The 17,261-nt window shown below is 66.8% G+C and carries 20 protein-coding genes; 5 read left to right on the forward strand and 15 right to left on the reverse strand.

The window, feature by feature from the left end:
- Window position 1: 1 nt before the first annotated feature.
- The 7 genes from KUV38_RS18615 to ttcA form a co-directional block, all read right to left on the reverse strand.
- Window positions 2–637 carry a ferredoxin gene (locus KUV38_RS18615; RefSeq protein ID WP_222471728.1) on the reverse strand — a complete coding sequence of 212 codons (636 nt, stop codon included), beginning with the start codon at window positions 635–637 and terminating at the stop codon, window positions 2–4.
- Entirely contained in the window at window positions 634–1,503 is an 870-nt protein-coding gene (argB, locus tag KUV38_RS18620) for an acetylglutamate kinase (protein WP_222471729.1), read from the reverse strand. The genes KUV38_RS18615 and argB overlap by 4 nt, the downstream gene beginning before the upstream one ends.
- 170 nt (window positions 1,504–1,673) lie before the next feature.
- Window positions 1,674–2,339, reverse strand: coding sequence for a ribosome biogenesis GTP-binding protein YihA/YsxC (gene yihA / locus KUV38_RS18625; RefSeq protein ID WP_222471730.1), 666 nt, complete (start codon window positions 2,337–2,339; stop codon window positions 1,674–1,676).
- Window positions 2,336–3,085, reverse strand: coding sequence for an MOSC domain-containing protein (locus tag KUV38_RS18630; RefSeq protein ID WP_222471731.1), 750 nt, complete (start codon window positions 3,083–3,085; stop codon window positions 2,336–2,338). The genes yihA and KUV38_RS18630 overlap by 4 nt, the downstream gene beginning before the upstream one ends.
- The gene (gene yidC / locus KUV38_RS18635) at window positions 3,082–4,923 is read right to left on the reverse strand and encodes a membrane protein insertase YidC (RefSeq protein ID WP_222471732.1); all 1,842 of its coding nucleotides are present in this window, start codon (window positions 4,921–4,923) and stop codon (window positions 3,082–3,084) included. The genes KUV38_RS18630 and yidC overlap by 4 nt, the downstream gene beginning before the upstream one ends.
- Before the next feature lie 221 nt (window positions 4,924–5,144).
- A complete protein-coding gene (locus KUV38_RS18640; RefSeq protein WP_222471733.1) occupies window positions 5,145–6,683 on the reverse strand; it encodes a putative bifunctional diguanylate cyclase/phosphodiesterase in 1,539 nt (512 codons plus the stop codon).
- A gap of 68 nt (window positions 6,684–6,751) precedes the next feature.
- Entirely contained in the window at window positions 6,752–7,654 is a 903-nt protein-coding gene (gene ttcA, locus KUV38_RS18645) for a tRNA 2-thiocytidine(32) synthetase TtcA (protein WP_222471734.1), read from the reverse strand.
- 220 nt (window positions 7,655–7,874) lie between these two features.
- Here ttcA and KUV38_RS18650 point away from each other — a divergent pair, with 220 nt between their 5' ends.
- Window positions 7,875–8,444, forward strand: a complete 570-nt coding sequence (locus KUV38_RS18650; protein WP_222471735.1) for a hypothetical protein — start codon at window positions 7,875–7,877, stop codon at window positions 8,442–8,444.
- A 126-nt stretch (window positions 8,445–8,570) separates the two neighbouring features.
- On the opposite strand, the gene KUV38_RS18655 is transcribed toward KUV38_RS18650, so the two are convergent.
- Together KUV38_RS18655 and KUV38_RS18660 are read right to left on the reverse strand one after the other, a co-directional pair.
- Window positions 8,571–8,771 (reverse strand): hypothetical protein, encoded by a 201-nt coding sequence (locus tag KUV38_RS18655; protein ID WP_315898663.1) that lies wholly within the window; start codon window positions 8,769–8,771, stop codon window positions 8,571–8,573.
- Window positions 8,768–9,901 carry an aromatic ring-hydroxylating oxygenase subunit alpha gene (locus KUV38_RS18660; RefSeq protein ID WP_222471737.1) on the reverse strand — a complete coding sequence of 378 codons (1,134 nt, stop codon included), beginning with the start codon at window positions 9,899–9,901 and terminating at the stop codon, window positions 8,768–8,770. The genes KUV38_RS18655 and KUV38_RS18660 overlap by 4 nt, the downstream gene beginning before the upstream one ends.
- A 211-nt stretch (window positions 9,902–10,112) precedes the next feature.
- Here KUV38_RS18660 and KUV38_RS18665 point away from each other — a divergent pair, with 211 nt between their 5' ends.
- The gene (locus KUV38_RS18665) at window positions 10,113–11,018 is read left to right on the forward strand and encodes an alpha/beta fold hydrolase (protein WP_222471738.1); all 906 of its coding nucleotides are present in this window, start codon (window positions 10,113–10,115) and stop codon (window positions 11,016–11,018) included.
- On the opposite strand, the gene KUV38_RS18670 is transcribed toward KUV38_RS18665, so the two are convergent.
- From KUV38_RS18670 to rpmH, 6 genes are all read right to left on the reverse strand, one after another.
- A complete protein-coding gene (locus KUV38_RS18670; RefSeq protein ID WP_222471739.1) occupies window positions 11,015–11,512 on the reverse strand; it encodes an SH3 domain-containing protein in 498 nt (165 codons plus the stop codon). The two genes, KUV38_RS18665 and KUV38_RS18670, sit on opposite strands and share 4 nt — an antisense overlap.
- A gap of 54 nt (window positions 11,513–11,566) precedes the next feature.
- A complete protein-coding gene (locus tag KUV38_RS18675; RefSeq protein WP_222471740.1) occupies window positions 11,567–12,007 on the reverse strand; it encodes a hypothetical protein in 441 nt (146 codons plus the stop codon).
- Between the two features lie 75 nt (window positions 12,008–12,082).
- Window positions 12,083–12,556 (reverse strand): DUF1835 domain-containing protein, encoded by a 474-nt coding sequence (locus KUV38_RS18680; protein WP_222471741.1) that lies wholly within the window; start codon window positions 12,554–12,556, stop codon window positions 12,083–12,085.
- A complete protein-coding gene (gene yidD / locus KUV38_RS18685; RefSeq protein WP_222471742.1) occupies window positions 12,553–12,774 on the reverse strand; it encodes a membrane protein insertion efficiency factor YidD in 222 nt (73 codons plus the stop codon). The genes KUV38_RS18680 and yidD overlap by 4 nt, the downstream gene beginning before the upstream one ends.
- Before the next feature lie 45 nt (window positions 12,775–12,819).
- The gene (rnpA, locus tag KUV38_RS18690; protein WP_222471743.1) at window positions 12,820–13,218 is read right to left on the reverse strand and encodes a ribonuclease P protein component; all 399 of its coding nucleotides are present in this window, start codon (window positions 13,216–13,218) and stop codon (window positions 12,820–12,822) included.
- A 17-nt stretch (window positions 13,219–13,235) separates the two neighbouring features.
- The gene (gene rpmH / locus KUV38_RS18695; protein ID WP_012177012.1) at window positions 13,236–13,370 is read right to left on the reverse strand and encodes a 50S ribosomal protein L34; all 135 of its coding nucleotides are present in this window, start codon (window positions 13,368–13,370) and stop codon (window positions 13,236–13,238) included.
- 284 nt (window positions 13,371–13,654) lie between these two features.
- On the opposite strand from rpmH, the gene KUV38_RS18700 reads away from it, so the two are divergent.
- From KUV38_RS18700 to KUV38_RS18710, 3 genes are read left to right on the forward strand one after another with little or no spacing between them, the layout of a single operon-like run.
- A complete protein-coding gene (locus KUV38_RS18700) occupies window positions 13,655–14,389 on the forward strand; it encodes a TVP38/TMEM64 family protein (RefSeq protein ID WP_222471744.1) in 735 nt (244 codons plus the stop codon).
- Window position 14,390: 1 nt separating this feature from the next.
- Window positions 14,391–15,800 (forward strand): dihydrolipoyl dehydrogenase family protein, encoded by a 1,410-nt coding sequence (locus KUV38_RS18705; protein WP_222471745.1) that lies wholly within the window; start codon window positions 14,391–14,393, stop codon window positions 15,798–15,800.
- Window positions 15,801–15,838: 38 nt separating this feature from the next.
- Window positions 15,839–17,260 (forward strand): sensor histidine kinase, encoded by a 1,422-nt coding sequence (locus KUV38_RS18710; protein WP_222471746.1) that lies wholly within the window; start codon window positions 15,839–15,841, stop codon window positions 17,258–17,260.
- The last annotated feature ends 1 nt before the right edge of the window (window position 17,261 follow it).

Consider the following 17,261-nt stretch of genomic DNA (forward strand, 5'->3'; position numbering starts at 1 on the left):
ATCAATTCGTCCCGGGTCTGTGAAAATGAGCCATGTGAAATGCCGATTGCGCCTCCACCCTAGGGAAGGTCGCGGAGACAGGGCAAGCCCTTCTGACCTTGCAGCCCCGGCCAAGGCAATCGGCCCCTTCAGCGGTGTCGAGATAGGCGTGGCAGGCGGCGGTGTCGTAGCCCTCGGGTGAGAGCGCGCCAACCGGGCAGGCACTCAGACAGGGCGCGGCGCAGGCCTCGCAGGGGCGGGGGGCGTCTGCCTCCGGCAAGGCCAGCGTCTCGGCAAAGCGCAGCGCGCCCCGAAAGCTCGCCCAAAGCCCTGCCCGGTCATGCACCAGCAGCCGCACCGGGCTCTCCCAGCAGCGGCCCGTGGCCTGCGCCCAGCTCTGAAACGGGTGCCAAGGCGGCCCGTCGAAGGGAAAGAGCGGCTCCGCGCCAAGCGCCTCGGCCATGCTGCCGATCACCCGGCGCGACCAACGGTCCATCGGGTCATCGCCATGGGCGAACTCGGGCGCGGCGGTGACATGCTCCCAAACGCCCGCACCAGGGCCGAGCAGCAGCAGCGTGCCGCCGCCTTCGGGGTGGAACCCGCCATAGATTTCAAGGTGATGCTGCGCCGCCAGACGGGCCGCTGCCTTGTAGGTCACTTCACCTCGCGGCGAATGAGCGAGCCTGCCCCGTGGTCTGTGAACAGCTCCAGCAGAGTGGCATTGGGCGCCCGCCCGTCAAGGATGACCACCGCGCGCACCCCGCCGCTGATCGCATCGAGCGCGGTCTGCGTCTTCGGGATCATTCCGCCCGCGATCACGCCGCTCTCGGTCAGCTCCTTCACGTTCTCCGGGGTGAGCTGGGTCATCACCTCACCCTCGGCGTTCTTCACGCCGGAAACATCGGTGAGCAGCAGCAGCCGGTCGGCTTTCAGCGCGGCGGCAATCGCGCCCGCTGCGGTATCGCCGTTCACGTTGAAGGTCTCGCCATCGCGCCCTGCGCCCAGCGGCGCGACGACCGGAATATACCCGTCCTCATGCAACTGGCGGATCACGTCGGGCACCACTTCCACCGGCTCGCCCACCAGGCCCAGTTCCGGGTCGGTCGGGTCGCAGACCATCATGTTGGCATCCTTGCCAGAGAGGCCCACGGCCCGGCCCCCTTGCGCGTTGATCGCCTGCACGATCCGCTTGTTCACGGTGCCCGACAGAACCATCTCGACCACCTCCATCGTGGCCTCGTCGGTGACGCGCTTGCCCTTGATAAAGGTGCTTTCCACGCCAAGGCGCTTCAACATGTCGTTGATCATCGGCCCGCCGCCATGCACCACGACCGGGTGCACGCCAACGAGGTTCATCAGCACCACGTCGCGGGCAAAGCTCTGCATGCCCTCGTCGGAGCCCATCGCATGGCCTCCGAGCTTGATCACAACGGTCGCGCCGACGTAGCGCTTGAGGTAGGGCAGGGCCTCGGAGAGGGTCCGGGCGGTGGCGATCCAGTCGCGGTTCATGCTTTGGGTCTTCATCTCTTTGGGCCTATGCGGGGTGCCACATTCCTATGCTGCCGCGGCGGCAGTGCCAAGCCCGCGCGTCGGATTGGGGGGGGCAGCCCCAGTCGCCACGGGGCTCGAACCAGTGGCGCCACAGTGGCGACCCCCGGAGATATTTGGAGCAAGAAAATGAACAGGGGCGGTGCCTAGCCTTCGAGCGTGATCCGCCGAACGATGGCACGGAGCGTGGCAATGCCGTCGCCCTTCTCGGAGCTCGTCGAGACAATCTCGGGGAAGGCCGCCGGGTGCTTTTGCAGGGCCGCGCGGGTCTGCGTGAGCATCTTCTCGCGGTCCTTCTCCTTCACCTTGTCGGCCTTGGTCATCACCACCTGAAAGGTCACGGCGGCGGTATCGAGCAAGCTCATGATCTCGTCGTCCACCGCCTTCACGCCGTGCCGCGAGTCGATCAGCACGAAGGCCCGGCGCAGGGTGACGCGGCCCTGAAGGTAGGCCTTGAGCAGCCGCTGCCATTTTTCGACCACCGGGATCGGCGCCTTGGCAAAGCCGTAGCCCGGCAGGTCGACGAGATAGGCCTGCGCGGCGAGGTCGAAGTAGTTGATCTCCTGCGTCCGGCCCGGCGTGTTGGAGGCGCGGGCCAGCGCTTTGCGGCCGGTCAGCGCATTGATCAGCGTGGACTTGCCCACGTTCGAGCGTCCGGCAAAGCATACCTCGGGGCGGTCGGCGGGCGGCAGGCCGTCCATCGCCACCACGCCCTTCACAAAGTCGATCTCACCGGCAAAAAGCTTGCGGGCGGCCTCTTCGCTCACCTCATCGGGGGCTTCGGCCAGCGGAAAGGGCAGGGGCGTGCTCATGCCGGGGCCACCTCGCTACCTTCGCTGATCTCGCCGCCTTCGATCACCTCGCAGCGGATCGAGAAATCCTTGTGCCCCCAGCCCTCGCGCAGCGCCATCACCGTGGGCACGTCACGCGCGCCGGTCTCCGGGTTGGCCATCGTGGCCGGGCACCGGTCTGTCCGCTCCACGCCGCGCAGCAGGGAGTCGCCCACGCGAATCTCCTTGCCGACCCAATCCCACTCGGCCCAAGGCTCCAGCCCCTCGACCCAGAGGTTGCCGCGCCAGCGCAGGGGCGAGATCTTCTGGCCAAGCTGCTGCTCCACCGCCGCATGGCTGGCTAGGTTGCAGAGGGTGACGGATGGAAAGTCGCTGTCGGTATAGCCCCGGCCCGCGAGCTTCAGCACCCGCGTTGCGGCGGGCTGGCCCTCGGGGCGGAGCGGCGCGATCCAGTCCAGCAGGCGCGCCTGATCGGTGGGGTCATCCATGCGGAACGCCGCCTCGCCCAGCTTGTCGTGGGTCAGCACCAACGTGTCATCCGCGCCCGTCTGCGCCCAGAAAGGTGCGAGGGCGGGGTTGCGCGAGGTGCGGGCGAAGTTGGAGCAGGGCGCCCACGCGCCCGCCTCGGCCTCGGCGCCGTCCAGCGCCAGTGCCCATTTCCGGTCGCCCGGCAGCGCCTGACCGGCCTCCAGCACCACCCCGCCCAGCCGCTCGCGGCCATGGCTCTTGATGGGATAGCGCCAGATTTCGGCCAGTCGCGCCGTCACTTCTTGCCGCCCGGCTTGGCCGTCGAGTTGGCCGCCTTCGCCGCATCACCCTTGGGCTTCTTCTTGAAGCTCTTCTTGATGTTGCCAAACACATCGGGCTTGTGCCCGTGGCTGCGCATGATCGTGTACTGCTGGATGAAGGTGATCGTGTTGTTCGCGATCCAGTAGACCACGAGGCCGGAGGCGAAGCCGCCAAGCATGAACATGAACACCCAAGGCATCCAGGCAAAGATCATCTGCTGGGTCGGGTCGGTGGGCGCCGGGTTCAGCTTCTGCTGGAGCCACATCGAGATGCCGAGCAGCAGCGGCAGGATGCCGATGAAGATCAGCGCAAGGATCGTGCCCGGCTCGGGGTTGGCCCAGGGCAGCAGCCCGTAGAGGTTGAACAGCGAGGTCGGGTCAGGCTGCGAGAGGTCGCGGAACGGGCCGAAGAAAGCCGCCTGCCGCAGTTCGAGCGTGACGAAGATCACCTTGTAGAGGCTGAAGAAGATCGGGATCTGCAAGAGTATCGGCAGACAGCCCGAGGCGGGGTTCACCTTTTCCTTCTTGTAGAGCGCCATCATCTCGCGCTGCAGCTTCTGCCGGTCGTCGCCCGCCTTCTCCTTGAGCTTCTCCATCTCGGGCTGAAGCTCCTTCATCTTGGCCATAGAGACGTAGCTCTTGTAGGCCAGCGGGAAGAGGATCGCCTTGATGATGAAGGTCAGCGCGATGATCGCGAGGCCCATGTTGCCGATGAGGCCGTTCAGGAAGTGCAGACCGCGGAAGATCGGCTTGGTCAGCATCCAGAACCAGCCCCAGTCGACCGTGTTCACGAAATCGACGAAGCCCAGATCGTCCTGGTAGTGCTTGATCACCTCCCACTCCTTCGCCCCGGCGAAGAGGTGGCTGCGATTGGTCACGGTGGCACCGGCGGCAATGTCCTGCGTCGGCTGTTTGGTGAGCGTTTGGTAGATGTCGCCGCGCGCGAGGTAGCTGACAGAGAGTGTGGCCGGCTCGCCCGGGTCGGGGATCAGGTTGGTCATCCAGTAGTGGTCGGTAAAGCCGATCCAGCCGTTGGTGACATCGGTGAAGGTCTCGGGTTTGCCGGCAAAGTCGGTGACGTTGTCGTAATCCTCGATCACCAGCTCGCCCTCGTGCTGGCCGATGACCCCCTCGTGGATCACGAAGAAGTTGGTCAGCTCGGGCAGGCCGTGGCGGTTGATCAGCGCGTAGGGCTGGGCGCGCACGGCGGTCTCGGTCGGGTTCTCGACCGATTGCTCGATGGTGATCAGGAACTCCTCGTCCACGCTCATCACGCGGCGGAAGATCAGGCCCGCGGGGCTGTCCCAGCGCAGGGTAACGGGGGTGGCAGGCGTCAGCGCCTCGCCCTCTTCGACCGACCATTCGGTGTCATCGCCCGGCACGTCGGCAGGGGTCAGGCCAGCGCCGGGGGCCCAGCCGTAGAGCGCGTAATAGGGGTTGGTCTCGCCCACCGGGGAGAGCAGGCGCACGGTCTCATCGTTGTCGACCGACACGGTGTAGCGCTTGAGGCTCACGTCATCGATACGGCCGCCGATCAGGTTGATCGAGCCGTCGAGGTTGGGCGTGTCGATGGTCAGGCGCGGGGCATCGGCCACGGCCTCGGGCGCAGCGCCGTTGCCGGTCGCGGGGGCGGAGCCATCGGCCGCGCCGGGCGCGGTGGTGCCATCGGCAGTGGTCGGGGTGCCGTCAGCCGCCTGCTCGGCGGCGGGCGCCTCGGGCGTCACCTGCTGCTCGGGCGGGAAGATGATGAACCACGCGAGGATCACCAGAAAGCTCAGCGCCGTGGCGAGAATGAGGTTCTTGTTCTGGTCGTCCATGCAGGGGCACCGCTCGCTCGTTTCAGGTTGCGAGGGTTCAATCGTTCAAGGGCCGAAAGGTCAAGACGAAAGGGCGGAAATGTTACCTTTGCCGCGGCGAGTAAGGCGATTCCGCGGGGGTGCTCTTCGCCCCTCCGAGGCCCATCGCAGTTATGGCGCGGCATGGCCCGCGCGGGGCGCTGAGCGGGCAGGGCGGCAATGGCCTCCGGCGTCAGAGCCCGTCAGTCTCGCCCGATGCCTTTCAGGATCGGGGTCTCCACGATCTTGGCATTGTGCTTCTCGATCCAGCTTACTGTGTCTTCAAACGGCATCGGCCGGGCAAGGCCGAACCCCTGGATATGGCCGCAGCCAAGCTGCGCCAGCATCGCGTGCTCGCCAATGCTCTCCACCCCCTCGGCCAGCGTGTCGAGGTCGAGCTGCTCGGCCATCAGCAGGATTGCGGACACCAGCTTTTGCTGCTCGCGGTCCTCATGCACCCGCATCACGAAGCTACGGTCGATCTTCAGGCGGCTTACCGCGAAACGCCGGATCGAGCTGATCGAGGCGTGGCCGGTCCCAAAATCGTCAAGGTCCACTGGGCAGCCCATGGTGGCGAGATTGGCGATGTTGCGGGTGATCGTATCGTCATCGGATTCTGCCACCACCGACTCCAGCACCTCCACGGTGATCCGCTCCGGCGCAAGGTCGAACCGGTCGAGCTCCCATTTCACTCTGTCGCCCAGCTTGGGGTTGCGCAGCTCTGCAGCGGAGAAGTTGACGCCCACGGTCGGCACCTCCACCCCAGCCCTGTCCCAGGCCTTCAGCGCGGCGCAGCTCCGGTGCAGCATCACCTCGCCGAGCTTTTCCATCAGCCCGGCCTGCTCGATGGCGGGCAAAAAGTCTCCGGGGGCGATCATGCCGCGCTCCGGGTGCAGCCAGCGGGCCAGCGCCTCCATCCCGGTAATCCGGCCTGTATCGGTGGAGATTTGCGGCTGAAACCACGGCTTGATCTGGCCTTCGGTGAAGGCGCTGAGCAGATCGTCGACCAGCGCGTGCCGCGCGCTGATCTGGGCCTGCATTTCGCGCGAGTAGGCGCGGGTGCCGCCCGGCCCGTTGGTGCGGGCCTCGTCCGCGGCCACCTCCGCCGCGCCCAGCAGCCCCTCGGCGGTGCGTTTGGGGGCGCGGGTATTCAGGCAAAAGCCCACCGACACGCTCACATGTACCGATGTTGCATCAATGCTCACCGCCTGCCCCGCGGTGCCTTGCAGCCGCTCGGCAATGCCCAGTGCAGTATCCAGATCGATCCGGCGCACCGGGTCCAGCCCCACGGCAAAGCGCGGCCCATCGAGCCTTGCGGCAAAATCGGCCCCGCGCATCGCGCTCTCGATCCGCTCTCCGGTGCGGCGCAGCACAGTCTCCGCCGCCGTTTTGCCGACGCGCTCCATCAGGGTCTGCCAGTCGTCGATCTCCAGCACGAAGCAGGCGGTCGTCCAGTTCTGGGCCTCTGCGCGCGGAATCGCCTCGCCCAGCAGGTCGAGAAAATCCTCGCGCAGCAGCAGGTCCGTCGCCCCGTCGCGCCGGGTGGCGCCGTGGGTGTCAAACAGCCCGCCCATGATCGCCAGCACCGGAAACAGCAGCGCGGCGATGAGAATCACCCCCTCGCCGCCAAACCAGTAGCCCGCCAGCAGCAGCGCAGGCAGAAAGGTGATGGTTTGTGGCCGGAAAAACCCCTGCCGCAATATCCGCCGCAGTCTCACATAGCTGGCCTTGAGCCCTTGCATCCCGATGCCTCTTGCCCTTTGCGGCCCGGTCGGAGCCGCCACGCGGGCAAGCTAGGCAATTGGCGTGATCAGTTTCTTAAGAGCGGCGGCGGAGTTTCTGTCGAATTTTCGCTATCGCCTTGAACATCGCCCGGCATGTCAGCCGCGCTGCGCCGCTCCAGCCCGACGAAATCAAAGATCGCCGGGTCGAGCAGGTGCGAGGGCCGGGTGTTCATCAGGGCGCGGAACATCTTCTGCCGCCGCCCCGGATGGTTCGCCTCCCACTGGTCGAGCAGCCCTTTCACCTGCTGCCGTTGCAGCCCGTCCTGACTGCCGCAAAGATCGCAGGGAATAATCGGGTAGTTCATGTCGCGCGCGAACTTCTCGCAATCCGCCTCGGCCACATGGGCCAGCGGGCGATAGACGAAGAGGTCGCCCTCCTCGTTCACCAGCTTCGGCGGCATGGTGGCCAGGCGGGAGCCGTGGAAGAGGTTCATGAAGAAGGTTTCCAGAATGTCGTCGCGGTGGTGGCCCAGCACAACCGCCGAGCAGCCCTCCTCCCGCGCGATCCGGTAGAGGTTGCCACGCCGCAGCCGCGAGCAGAGCGCGCAATAGGTGCGGTTCGCCGGCACCTTCTCCTTCACGATGGAGTAGGTGTCCTGATACTCGATCCGGTGCGGCACCCCCATCCGCTCGAGGAACTCCGGCAGCACGGTCGCCGGAAAGCCCGGCTGCCCCTGATCGAGGTTGCAGGCCAGCAGCTCCACCGGCAGCAGCCCGCGCCATTGCAACTCGTGCAGCACGGCGAGCAGCGTGTAGCTGTCCTTCCCGCCACTCAGGCAGACCAGCCAGCGGGCGCCCCGCTCAATCATCCCGTATTGCTCGATCGCCTCCCGGCAATCGCGCACGATCCGCTTGCGGAGCTTCTTGAACTCCGTCGTCGCCGGCGCGCCATGAAACAGCGGATGAATATCGTCATTCTCGTCGAGCATGGCGCTGCATATGCCAGAAACCGCGGCCTTGGGGAAGCGGGCGCACACGTTCAACGCAAGCCCCCGTGAAGGTGCGGATCGCCGCGGGCCGCCGAGCTGAATTTCGGCAGGAATTTGCGAGATTTCGGCGCGCCGCCCGAGGCGGGAACAGCCCCGCCGCCGCGCCGTTGTGGCCCCACACAGCGGCGATCCTGCCGCGTAGAACTCTCAGGAGGACCACATGACCAACATGTTCACCAAAACCGCTGTCGCCGCTCTTCTGGCTGGCTCCCTTGGCACCGCTGCCGCAGCCGGCTCCCTCGGGGTCGATGCCAGCGCCGATGTCGAGGCCGGCGTGAGCGGCGCAGTCGAAACCGCCCAAGGCACTGCCGATCAGGTCAACGACGCGGTCAACAGCACCGCCAAGGCCGTGCAAGATGGCGCGAGCGACCTTGCCGATGCCACCGAAGGCGGCGCCAGCGCCGATGCCTCGGTGAATTACGGCACCGTCATCTCCGGCCTCAACAACGGCTCGACCGCTGGTGCTGCCGCCGAGATCGAGGCGCTGGATGCCGAGATCACCATCGACACCGTTCTGCTGAGCGAAGTCGAAGGAGCCGAGCAGGCTCAGGCGCTCGACAACGCGCTGAACACCCAAGCCGATGCGATGGCGGGCTTCCATGATGCCATCGAAGCCAACACCAGCCTGACCGCCGCGCTCGATGCCGAGGGCTTCACCGCCGATGACGTGGTGGGCTTTGAAAGCGAAGGCGAGGGCAATGTGACCCTCGTGATCGACGACCGTGCATAATTCGGTTGAACCAAATCGACGCTTCGTGCGTTAGAGAGGCGACCGCGCCTGAACCTCGCGGCGCCGGACCTTGTTCCCTCAAAGGTCTTAAGGCCCCTGCCCCCTCCCCGGCAGGGGCCTTTTCGTTCAGGCCAGCCCCTGTTCTCGCAGCCGCGCGCCGTAACTCTCCGCCTCCGGCACACCGGCCTCCAGCGCAAAGATCCACGCCTGCGTCAGGTAAAATTCCGCACCCGGCCCACCGCGCTCCGCCGCCTCTGCGTAAAGCCTCGCCAGCGCCGTGCCATCGCCCGCCGCATGGGCGGCAAGCAGGCGCGCACCAAGGTTCACCGGCCCTTCCGCTCCGTCAGCCCCGCGGCAACCCATTGATGAAACCGATGCGTCGGCCCGTCCATCGCGGGCGAAAACCGCCCACCATCAAACCCCGGCCCCACCCGGCCCCTCTGCATGCCCTCGACCACAAAGACATCCTCCTCGAAGACCTCGCGCCACTGGGCGCAGTTCTTCGCCCTGAGCCCGCCATCTGTCTCGGGCGCGGCATAGTAGAGATGCACATGCTCCCGCGTCGTCGCCAGCCCCGTGGGCTCGAGCACGATCACAAAGGCATGGTCGCGCTGCGCCCCCATCAGCACATTGGGAAAGACAGAGATGTATTCCGCCCCTTCCTTCCAACTCTCCGGCCAGCCCGGAAAATCGGGGAAGGTCTCGCCGCCCTCACCGGTAATCCGCCGGTAAAGCGTGCTGCCTTGGCCTGCGAATCGTTCGGCCTCGATGTGGTAATGCTCCTCCAGCCGCGAATAGCTGTTCAGCCCGGGGTGGACCCACGGCAAGTGATAGCTCTCGCAGTAGTTCTCCACCGCCAGCTTCCAGTTGCAGGCGACCTCCAGCACAAAGCGGCTGTCCGCCCCGCCGTGAAACACCGGCGCATCAACCGCGCTCCAGCGGGCCTGCAACTCGGCATGCGCCTGCTCGAACGGCCCCGCCTCGCCGGAAACATCCACAAACACCACGTCGCGCCACACATGACTGGCCACCTCGACCAGCCCCAGATCGTCATTCACGATCCCCTCGGCGCGGTTCACCCCCGGCCCGCCCACATGGGGCGTGGCCACTAGGCGGCCGTCATGGGCATAGCACCACGAGTGATAGGGACAGCGGATCGCGCCCTCGATCTTGCGCGGTGCATCGACAAGGATCATCCCCCGGTGGCGGCAGGTGTTGCGGAACACCCGCAGCACGCCGTCGCGCCCCCGCAACATCAGCAGCGGCAAGCCCAGAAACTCCAGCGGTTTCGCATCCCCCGGATCCGGCACATCGGCCCCCACGCCAATGCCCGCCCAGCCGCCCCAGAGCAGCGCATCGCGCTCGGCCTCATGGGTCGACGGGTCGGTGTAATGCGCATTGGGCAGCCCGTTGGCGGCGCCGATCGGGCGCAGAACGGCAGAAAGGTCATCAGGCATGGCGCTCCTCCGCTTGGCTGCTCCCAGCCTGCGAGGGCAGGGGCACTGCGGCTTGCCTCAAGGCGACACCCCGGCAGCACCCCCGCGACATTGCAGGGCGTTTTCCGGCTACGGCCCCGCAACGAAGGCGGCAAACCCCGCAGGTTTGGTGCTTGACGCGTTTCAGGGTATCCTAACGTCAACTTCCATGTTTTCGGGAGCCTGTTGCGCCATGTTTTACTTCTTTTCCCGCCGGGCCTTCGGCATGCCAAAAGGCGCAAGCCGGGCTCGCTTCACCGATAATCTCGCCACGCTCACCCGCTACGGCCGCGCGGAACCCTCGGGCAACAGCTATCGGATCACCCGATACGCCGGCCCCGTGGCCTGGACGCGCGATGCCCTCTCCGGTGTGTCCGGCGGCCAGCTCATCTACGTCCACGGCTACAACACCACGCAAAAACGCATGTTCGACCGGCAGGCCAAGATCGTGGCAGGCCTGCGGGCAAAGCAGTTCAACGGCGCCGTCCTCAGCTTCGATTGGCCCAGCCGCGGCTCTCCCAGCCCCGCCGCTTACAAGGCCGACAAGGAGGCCGCGAAGCACGTCGCCCGCCCGTTCATCGAAGAAGGGCTCGAGGTTCTCCGCCGTCACGCCCCCGGCCGCCCCCTCGCCGTGCTCGGCCACTCGATGGGCGCCCTCGTCACCCTGCGCGGCTTCGGCGAGGTGGCCGCAGGATGGAAGCTCGATGAAGCCCTCCTCGTGGCTGCCGATGTTGATAAGGTCTGGCTCGATCGCAACGCATGGGCCGGCTCCGTCATGGCCAAGCGCACGCGCAGGCTCACCAACTACTGGCACCACAAGGACAGGGTTCTTGCGCTGGCACAGGGGCTCAACGGCGGCGCCCTGCGCGCCGGGCGCGATGGGATGCCTCCACGCACCGCCCCGAACCACCATGATGTTTCAGTCGAGGCCCGGTTTGAGGCGACCTTCCCGCAAGCCAGCAAGGATGTGTCCCACAGTTTCTACTTCGACGATGCCCGCTTCTACGAGGATCTGGCCCGCGTACTGGCAGGGCAGGATGTATCCGGCGCACCCACGCGCCGCCCCGGCGCGGGCGGCGAGCAGGAGCTTCGGCCCTAATTCACTGCCATCAGAAACTTCACGCTGGCCCAGCCGGTCGTGCCCTCCGGCAGTTGCACCTGCGCCCAGCTGCCCTCCCGCGCGCCGGTCCAGAGCAGCATCTGCCCCGCGTGCAGGCGGCGGCTGATGTCAAACCCCGTGCCCGGCCCGCGCCGCAGGTTGAGGTAACCGTCACTGGTGGCCTGCACCATGAAGGCATAGGGCCGCTGGGCGAAATACTGCTGCGCGATGTAGCGCCCATGCACCCAGCCCCGCATCCCGTCGGGCAGGATCACCTGCCGCCAGTTGCCCTGCGCCCCGGTGATCTCTACCGCCGTGCCCGCCGTGAGCCGCAGCAATATCCCATGCCCCGTGCCCGGCCCGCGCCGCATGTTCAGATAGCCGTCATCGGTGTCCTGCACATAGAGCGTCTGGGCCGCAGCCTCACTAGGCGGAAGCACGGTCAAGAGGGCAGCGGCAGCGAGGGCGAAGGCAAGAAACAGGCGGCGCGTCATCGGGAAATCTCCGGGTTGCAATGGCCCCAGCATCGCCCCACCCGGCATCCCCGGTCAATCGAGGCGCGAGAGAATCTCCGCCCCGCCGGTCCGCAGCCACAGCGGCCCCGCGCCGGAGACCATCCGCACCCCGCCGATCTGCGCGTCGATCCCGCCGTCCTCCACAAGACTCGCCGCACCGCCCGTCAGCGCCGCGCCATAGGGCGTAAGCCGGGCCGAAAAGCCGAAGCGGTCTCCGCTACCCTCGCGGATTTCCACCACAGGCTGGTCCTCTGGCCGGCGAGAGAAGCCGCGCAGCAGGTCGAGCAAATCAAGGTCGCCGACCTCGTCTACAATCGCCTCCTCGCCCCATGCGAGCGCATATCCAATCACCTGCGCCGCAGGCCGCCATTCCTCCGAAAGCTGCGCCAGCACCCGCTCCTCCCGCACGCCAAGACCGGTGGCCACATGGGGAAAGCGGGCGAAATGCGCATCGAGCGCGGCGCGGAGCGGCACAAGCAGGGCAGGGGATCGCCGCAGGGTGATCAGCGGCTCGGGCGTGGGGGCCTGAAACCCCTCCCAAAGCAGGGTTTAAAGCGTCGTCTCATCGCGGCTCAGCGGGCGCGGCCCGGGAACCTCCGTAAATTCCTCGGTGCGCAAGGCCCCCAAGCACTTCGCGATACTGTCCATCCGGTGCTGCCGCAGCGCGAGCTTTCCGCCCCAGCCCCGCCCGACCGCAAGCGCAACCACGAACCCCAGCGCAAACTGCTCCTGAAGCGTCTCGCCCGCCCAGAGCGTGATGCCCTCCGCCGCCTCCAGCGCCTGCGTGAGCGCGGCCATGTCGTCCTCGGCGCGCTGGGCAAATTCCGCGTCCCCCGTCCGGGTCACCATCGCCCGCCCCCGGCGGACGGCCACCTCCAGCGGGTCGTCGTGCCGCGTAATGGCGCCCACATCGAAGCAATCGTACAGCCCGATCACCCGCCCCGTCTCGCCCGCTTCCCTCAGATACCCGCGCAATGGGCCTGCAGCCGCAAGGCCCGGGATCACGTGGATCTGGGCGCTCACTTCGGCACCTCGTCAATGCCCGACCCGCCCCAAGGTTGGCAGCGCAGGATACGGCGAAAGGCCAGCCAACCGCCCTTCAACCCGCCATGCTTTGCCAGCGCTTCCAGCGCGTAGGCCGAGCAGGTGGGATGATAGCGGCAGTTGTGCCCGACCCAAGGCGAAAAGATCAGCCGGTAGGCCCGGACGGGCAGGGCGAAGAGGCGCGCAAGCGGCGTCACGCCATGCAGGGCAGGGGCTGTCCCGCCATCCGATGCACTCGCCGCCTAGCCATGCAGCTTGTCCAGCGCCGCCCGCAGTTCCTCCTGCATCAGGGCAAAGTCGCGCGCCGCCGTCTCTCCAGCCCGTCCGATCAGCACGTAATCCCAACCAGCGCGGCCCGCCTCCGGCAGCACCGCCCGCGCGATCTCGCGCAGCCGCCGCTTGGCCCGGTTCCGCGCCACCGCATTGCCCACTTTCTTGGAGCAGGTGTAGCCCACCCGCACGGCCTCGCCGCCCTCGCCGCGCTTCCGTCCCTGCACCACAAAGCCCGGCGTATGCTGACGCCGCGCCCGCGCGCAGGCCAGAAAATCCGCGCGCTTCTTCAGAACCTCCGGGCAAGCGAAAACCGCCGCAGGGCTCTCGCCCCCGGCGGTCTCATCAACCTCTGCCTCTACGCCGGGCATCGCTGCCCCGCTACTCCTCAGGCGCTCAGGCTCTTCCGGCCGCGGGCGCGGCGGGCGTTGAGGATCTTGCGGCCGGCCTTGGTGGCCATGCGCGCACGGAACCCGTGACGCCGCTTGCGGACGAGGTTGGAAGGCTGGAAGGTGCGTTTCATCGCGCGTTCTCCGTCTCGGTCGGTCGCCGCCCCGCGGAATCGCAGGTGGCTGTGGTGTTCGAAGCCCGCTCAATAGGGACCGTCCGGCAGGCTGTCAATTCATCTGCGCCGGAATCTTGCAACATTTCCTGCGTACCGCCCGCGGCGCTGTAACAAAACCCCGCCCGATCCCGCCACCCGGCGCCCTTGTGCTCACCCCGCATCAAGCGGGCGTGATCTGCCGGGCAGCCGTTGGGCGCACCGCACATCTTCTGTCATGAACGATGCAGAGGGATACGGGACAGATGACCGAGATGACAGACGCTCCGGCGAAAAACCCATGGCTGAAGCGCCTTCCGCTCATCGCCATTCTCGCCGCGGCCCTCGCCGGGGCCTTCTTCCTGCGCGATTACCTCAGCTTCGAAACGCTGGCCGAGCACCGTGAGGCCCTGCTGGCCTTCCGGGATGCCAACTACCTGCTCACCGTGCTGGCCTTCATCGCGATCTACGTCGTGATCGTCGCCTTCTCCCTGCCCGGCGCCACCGTGGCTACGCTGACCGGCGGCTTTCTCTTCGCCACCTTCCCCGGCGCGCTCTTCAACGTGACCGCAGCCACCATCGGGGCCTGCCTGATCTTTCAGGCCGCTCGCCTCGGCCTTGGCGACAAGCTCTCCGAAAAGCTCGAAGGCTCCGGCGGCGTGGTGCAAAAGATCAAGGCCGGGATAGACGCAAACCAGTGGGAGATGCTCTTTCTGATCCGCCTCGTGCCCGCCGTCCCCTTCTTCGTCGCCAACCTCGTGCCTGCCTTCGTCGGCGTGCCGCTGCACCGCTTCGCAATCAGCACCTTCCTTGGCATCATCCCCGGCGCGGTGGTCTACACCTCCGTCGGCGCCGGGCTGGGAGAGGTCTTCGCCCGCGGCGAAACCCCGAACCTCGGCATAATCTTCGAGCCGCATATCCTGCTGCCCATCCTCGGCCTCTGCGCCCTCGCCGCCCTCCCTATCGTCCTCAAAGCCCTGCGCGGCAAGAAAGGCCTCTGACATGTCCACGATCAAGGCAGACATCTGCATCATCGGCGCCGGCTCGGGCGGGCTCTCCGTGGCCTCGGGCGCGGCCCAGATGGGGGCAAAGACCGTGCTGGTCGAGGGCCACAAGATGGGCGGCGATTGCCTCAACTACGGCTGCGTGCCTTCCAAGGCGCTGCTTTCGGCGGCCCACCACGCCCACGCGCTGACCACCGGCGCCCCTTTCGGAATCACCCCCGTCACGCCCGAGATCGACTATGCAAAGGCCAAGGACCACGTGGCCGAAGTCATCGCCGCCATCGAGCCGCATGACAGTCAGGAGCGATTCGAAGGCCTCGGCGTGCAGGTCATCCGCGAATGGGGCAGCTTCATCTCCCCCACCGAACTTCGCGCAGGCGATCACACTATCACTGCCCGCCGCTTCGTCATCGCCACCGGCTCCCGCCCCTTCGTCCCGCCCATCGACGGGCTGGACGGCGTGGACTACCACACCAACGAAACCATCTTCGACCTGCGCGAGCGCCCCTCGCACCTCATCATCATCGGCGGCGGCCCCATCGGGCTTGAGATGGCCCAGGCCCACGCCCGCCTCGGCTGCAAAGTCACCGTGATCGAGGCGCAAAAGGCGCTGGGCAAGGATGACCCGGAGATGGCCGCCTTCGTGCTCGAAAAGCTCCGCGCCGAGGGCATCGAGATCATGGAAGAAACCGCCGCCGAGAAGGTCACGGCAGAGGGCGGCGTCACCGTCGAAACGCCAAAAGGCCCCGTCACCGGCTCGCATCTTCTGGTCGCCGTAGGGCGGCAGGTGAACATCGACAAGCTCAACCTGAACGTCGCCAACGTCGACCACGACCGTGCGGTAAAGGTCGATGCCCGCCTCCGCTCCACCTCCAACAAGCGCGTCTACGCCATCGGCGACGCGGCGGGCGGCCTGCAATTCACCCACGTTGCCGGCTACCACGCCGGTGTGGTGATCCGCTCCGCCATGTTCGGCCTGCCCGCCAAGGCGAAAACCGACCATATCCCATGGGTCACCTACACCGATCCCGAGCTTGCGCAGGTCGGCCTCACCGAGGCGCAGGCCCGCGAAAAATTCGGTGGCAATCTCGATGTGATCAACATCACCTACAATGACAGCGACCGCGCCCGCGCCATGCGGCTGGATGGCAAGCTCAAGCTGATGGTCTCCGGCGGCAAGCCGGTGGGCGCCTCCATCGCCGGGCCGCAGGCGGGCGAACTCATTGCCGCATGGGCCACCGCCATCGCCAACGGCCACAAGCTGACCACGCTGGCAAACACCGTCCTGCCCTACCCGACGCTGCAAGAGCTTAACAAACGCGCCGCAGGTGCCTATTTCTCTCCGAAGCTCTTCGAGAGCCCGATGGTCAAACGCGTCGTCGGACTGGTGCAACGCTTTCTGCCCTAGTCGCAGCCCCGGCGCGAAAATGGTATAACGCGCGAGAAATGTTCCTGAATACGCTCTCCGGCCGCTTCCTGATGCTGACGATCGCCTTCGTCATGCTGGCCGAAGTGCTGATCTTCGTGCCCTCCATCGCGCGTTTCCGCGAAGACTTTCTGCTGTCGCGGCTGGAGCGGGCGCAAATCGCCTCGCTGGCCCTGCTGGCCACGGAGGAGGTGATCGACGCCAACCTCGAGGCCGAGCTGCTCCAGAACGCGGGCGTCAAGAACGTGGTGCTCCGGCGCGACGAGATGCGCGAGCTGATCCTCTCCTCGCCCATCATCGCCCCCGTGACCCAAACCTACGACCTGCGCGACCCCGGCCCCTGGACCCTGATGATGGATGCCGTCGCCCGTCTGTGGAAGCGCGACCCCGAGCTGATCCGCGTCATCGGCGACCCGGTCAAGGAGGCCGGGCTGCTGATCGAGGTCACGCTCGACACTGGCGATCTGCGTGAGGCGATGATCGACTATGGCGTGCGCATCCTCTGGCTCTCCGCCGTGATCTCCGCACTCACCGCGCTGCTGCTGTTTCTGGCGGTGCGGGTCTTCATCGTCGGCCCGATTCACCGGGTGGTCGACGCAATGGCGAGCTATGCCAAGGCCCCCGAGGATGCCCGCCGCATCATCGAACCCTCCGCCGGGGCGCTGGAGCTGCGCGAGGCCGAGGAGGGGCTGAACGCCCTGCAAACCCAGCTCACCGGGGCGCTGAAGCAAAAGGAGCGTCTGGCCCAGCTCGGCGGGGCCGTCGCCCGCATCAGCCACGATCTGCGCAACATTCTAACGACGGCCCAGCTCTTCGCCGACCGGATGGAAACCTCCAAGGATCCCGCCGTCGCACGCGCTGCGCCCAAGCTGGTGAACTCGATCAGCCGTGCCGTGAACCTCTGCGAAAGCACGCTCACCTTCGGCCGCGCCGAAGAGGCACCGCCCAAGCTGTCCCGCTTCACCCTCGCCCCAGTGGTGAACGACGTGATCGACAGCGAGCGCCTCGCGGCGGGCGAGCATGACATTTCCTACGCCGAGGATGTCCCCGCCGGCCTGACCCTCCGCGCCGACAGCGAGCAGATCTTCCGGGTGCTGACCAACCTCATCCGCAACGCCCGTCAGGCCATCGTCGCCACTGGCAAACCCGGTGAAATCTGCATCTCCGCCCGCGAGGAGGATGACGGCTGGACCATCACCGTCACCGACACCGGCCCCGGCCTGCCGCCCAAGGCGCAGGAGCACCTGTTCCAGCCGTTCCAAGGCGGTTTCCGCAAAGGCGGCTCCGGCCTCGGGCTGGCCATCTCCGCCGAGCTGATCCGCGGCCACGGCGGCCGGCTCGATCTGCTCAGCACCGGCCCTGAAGGCACCGAGTTCGCCGTGGTCCTGCCCCGCGAGTTCTCCGAGCTGCAAACGTCAGAGCCACAAAAAGCCGCCGAGTAGG

Origin of the sequence: Vannielia litorea, assembly GCF_019801175.1 — a bacterium.
Classification (GTDB): domain Bacteria; phylum Pseudomonadota; class Alphaproteobacteria; order Rhodobacterales; family Rhodobacteraceae; genus Vannielia; species Vannielia litorea_B.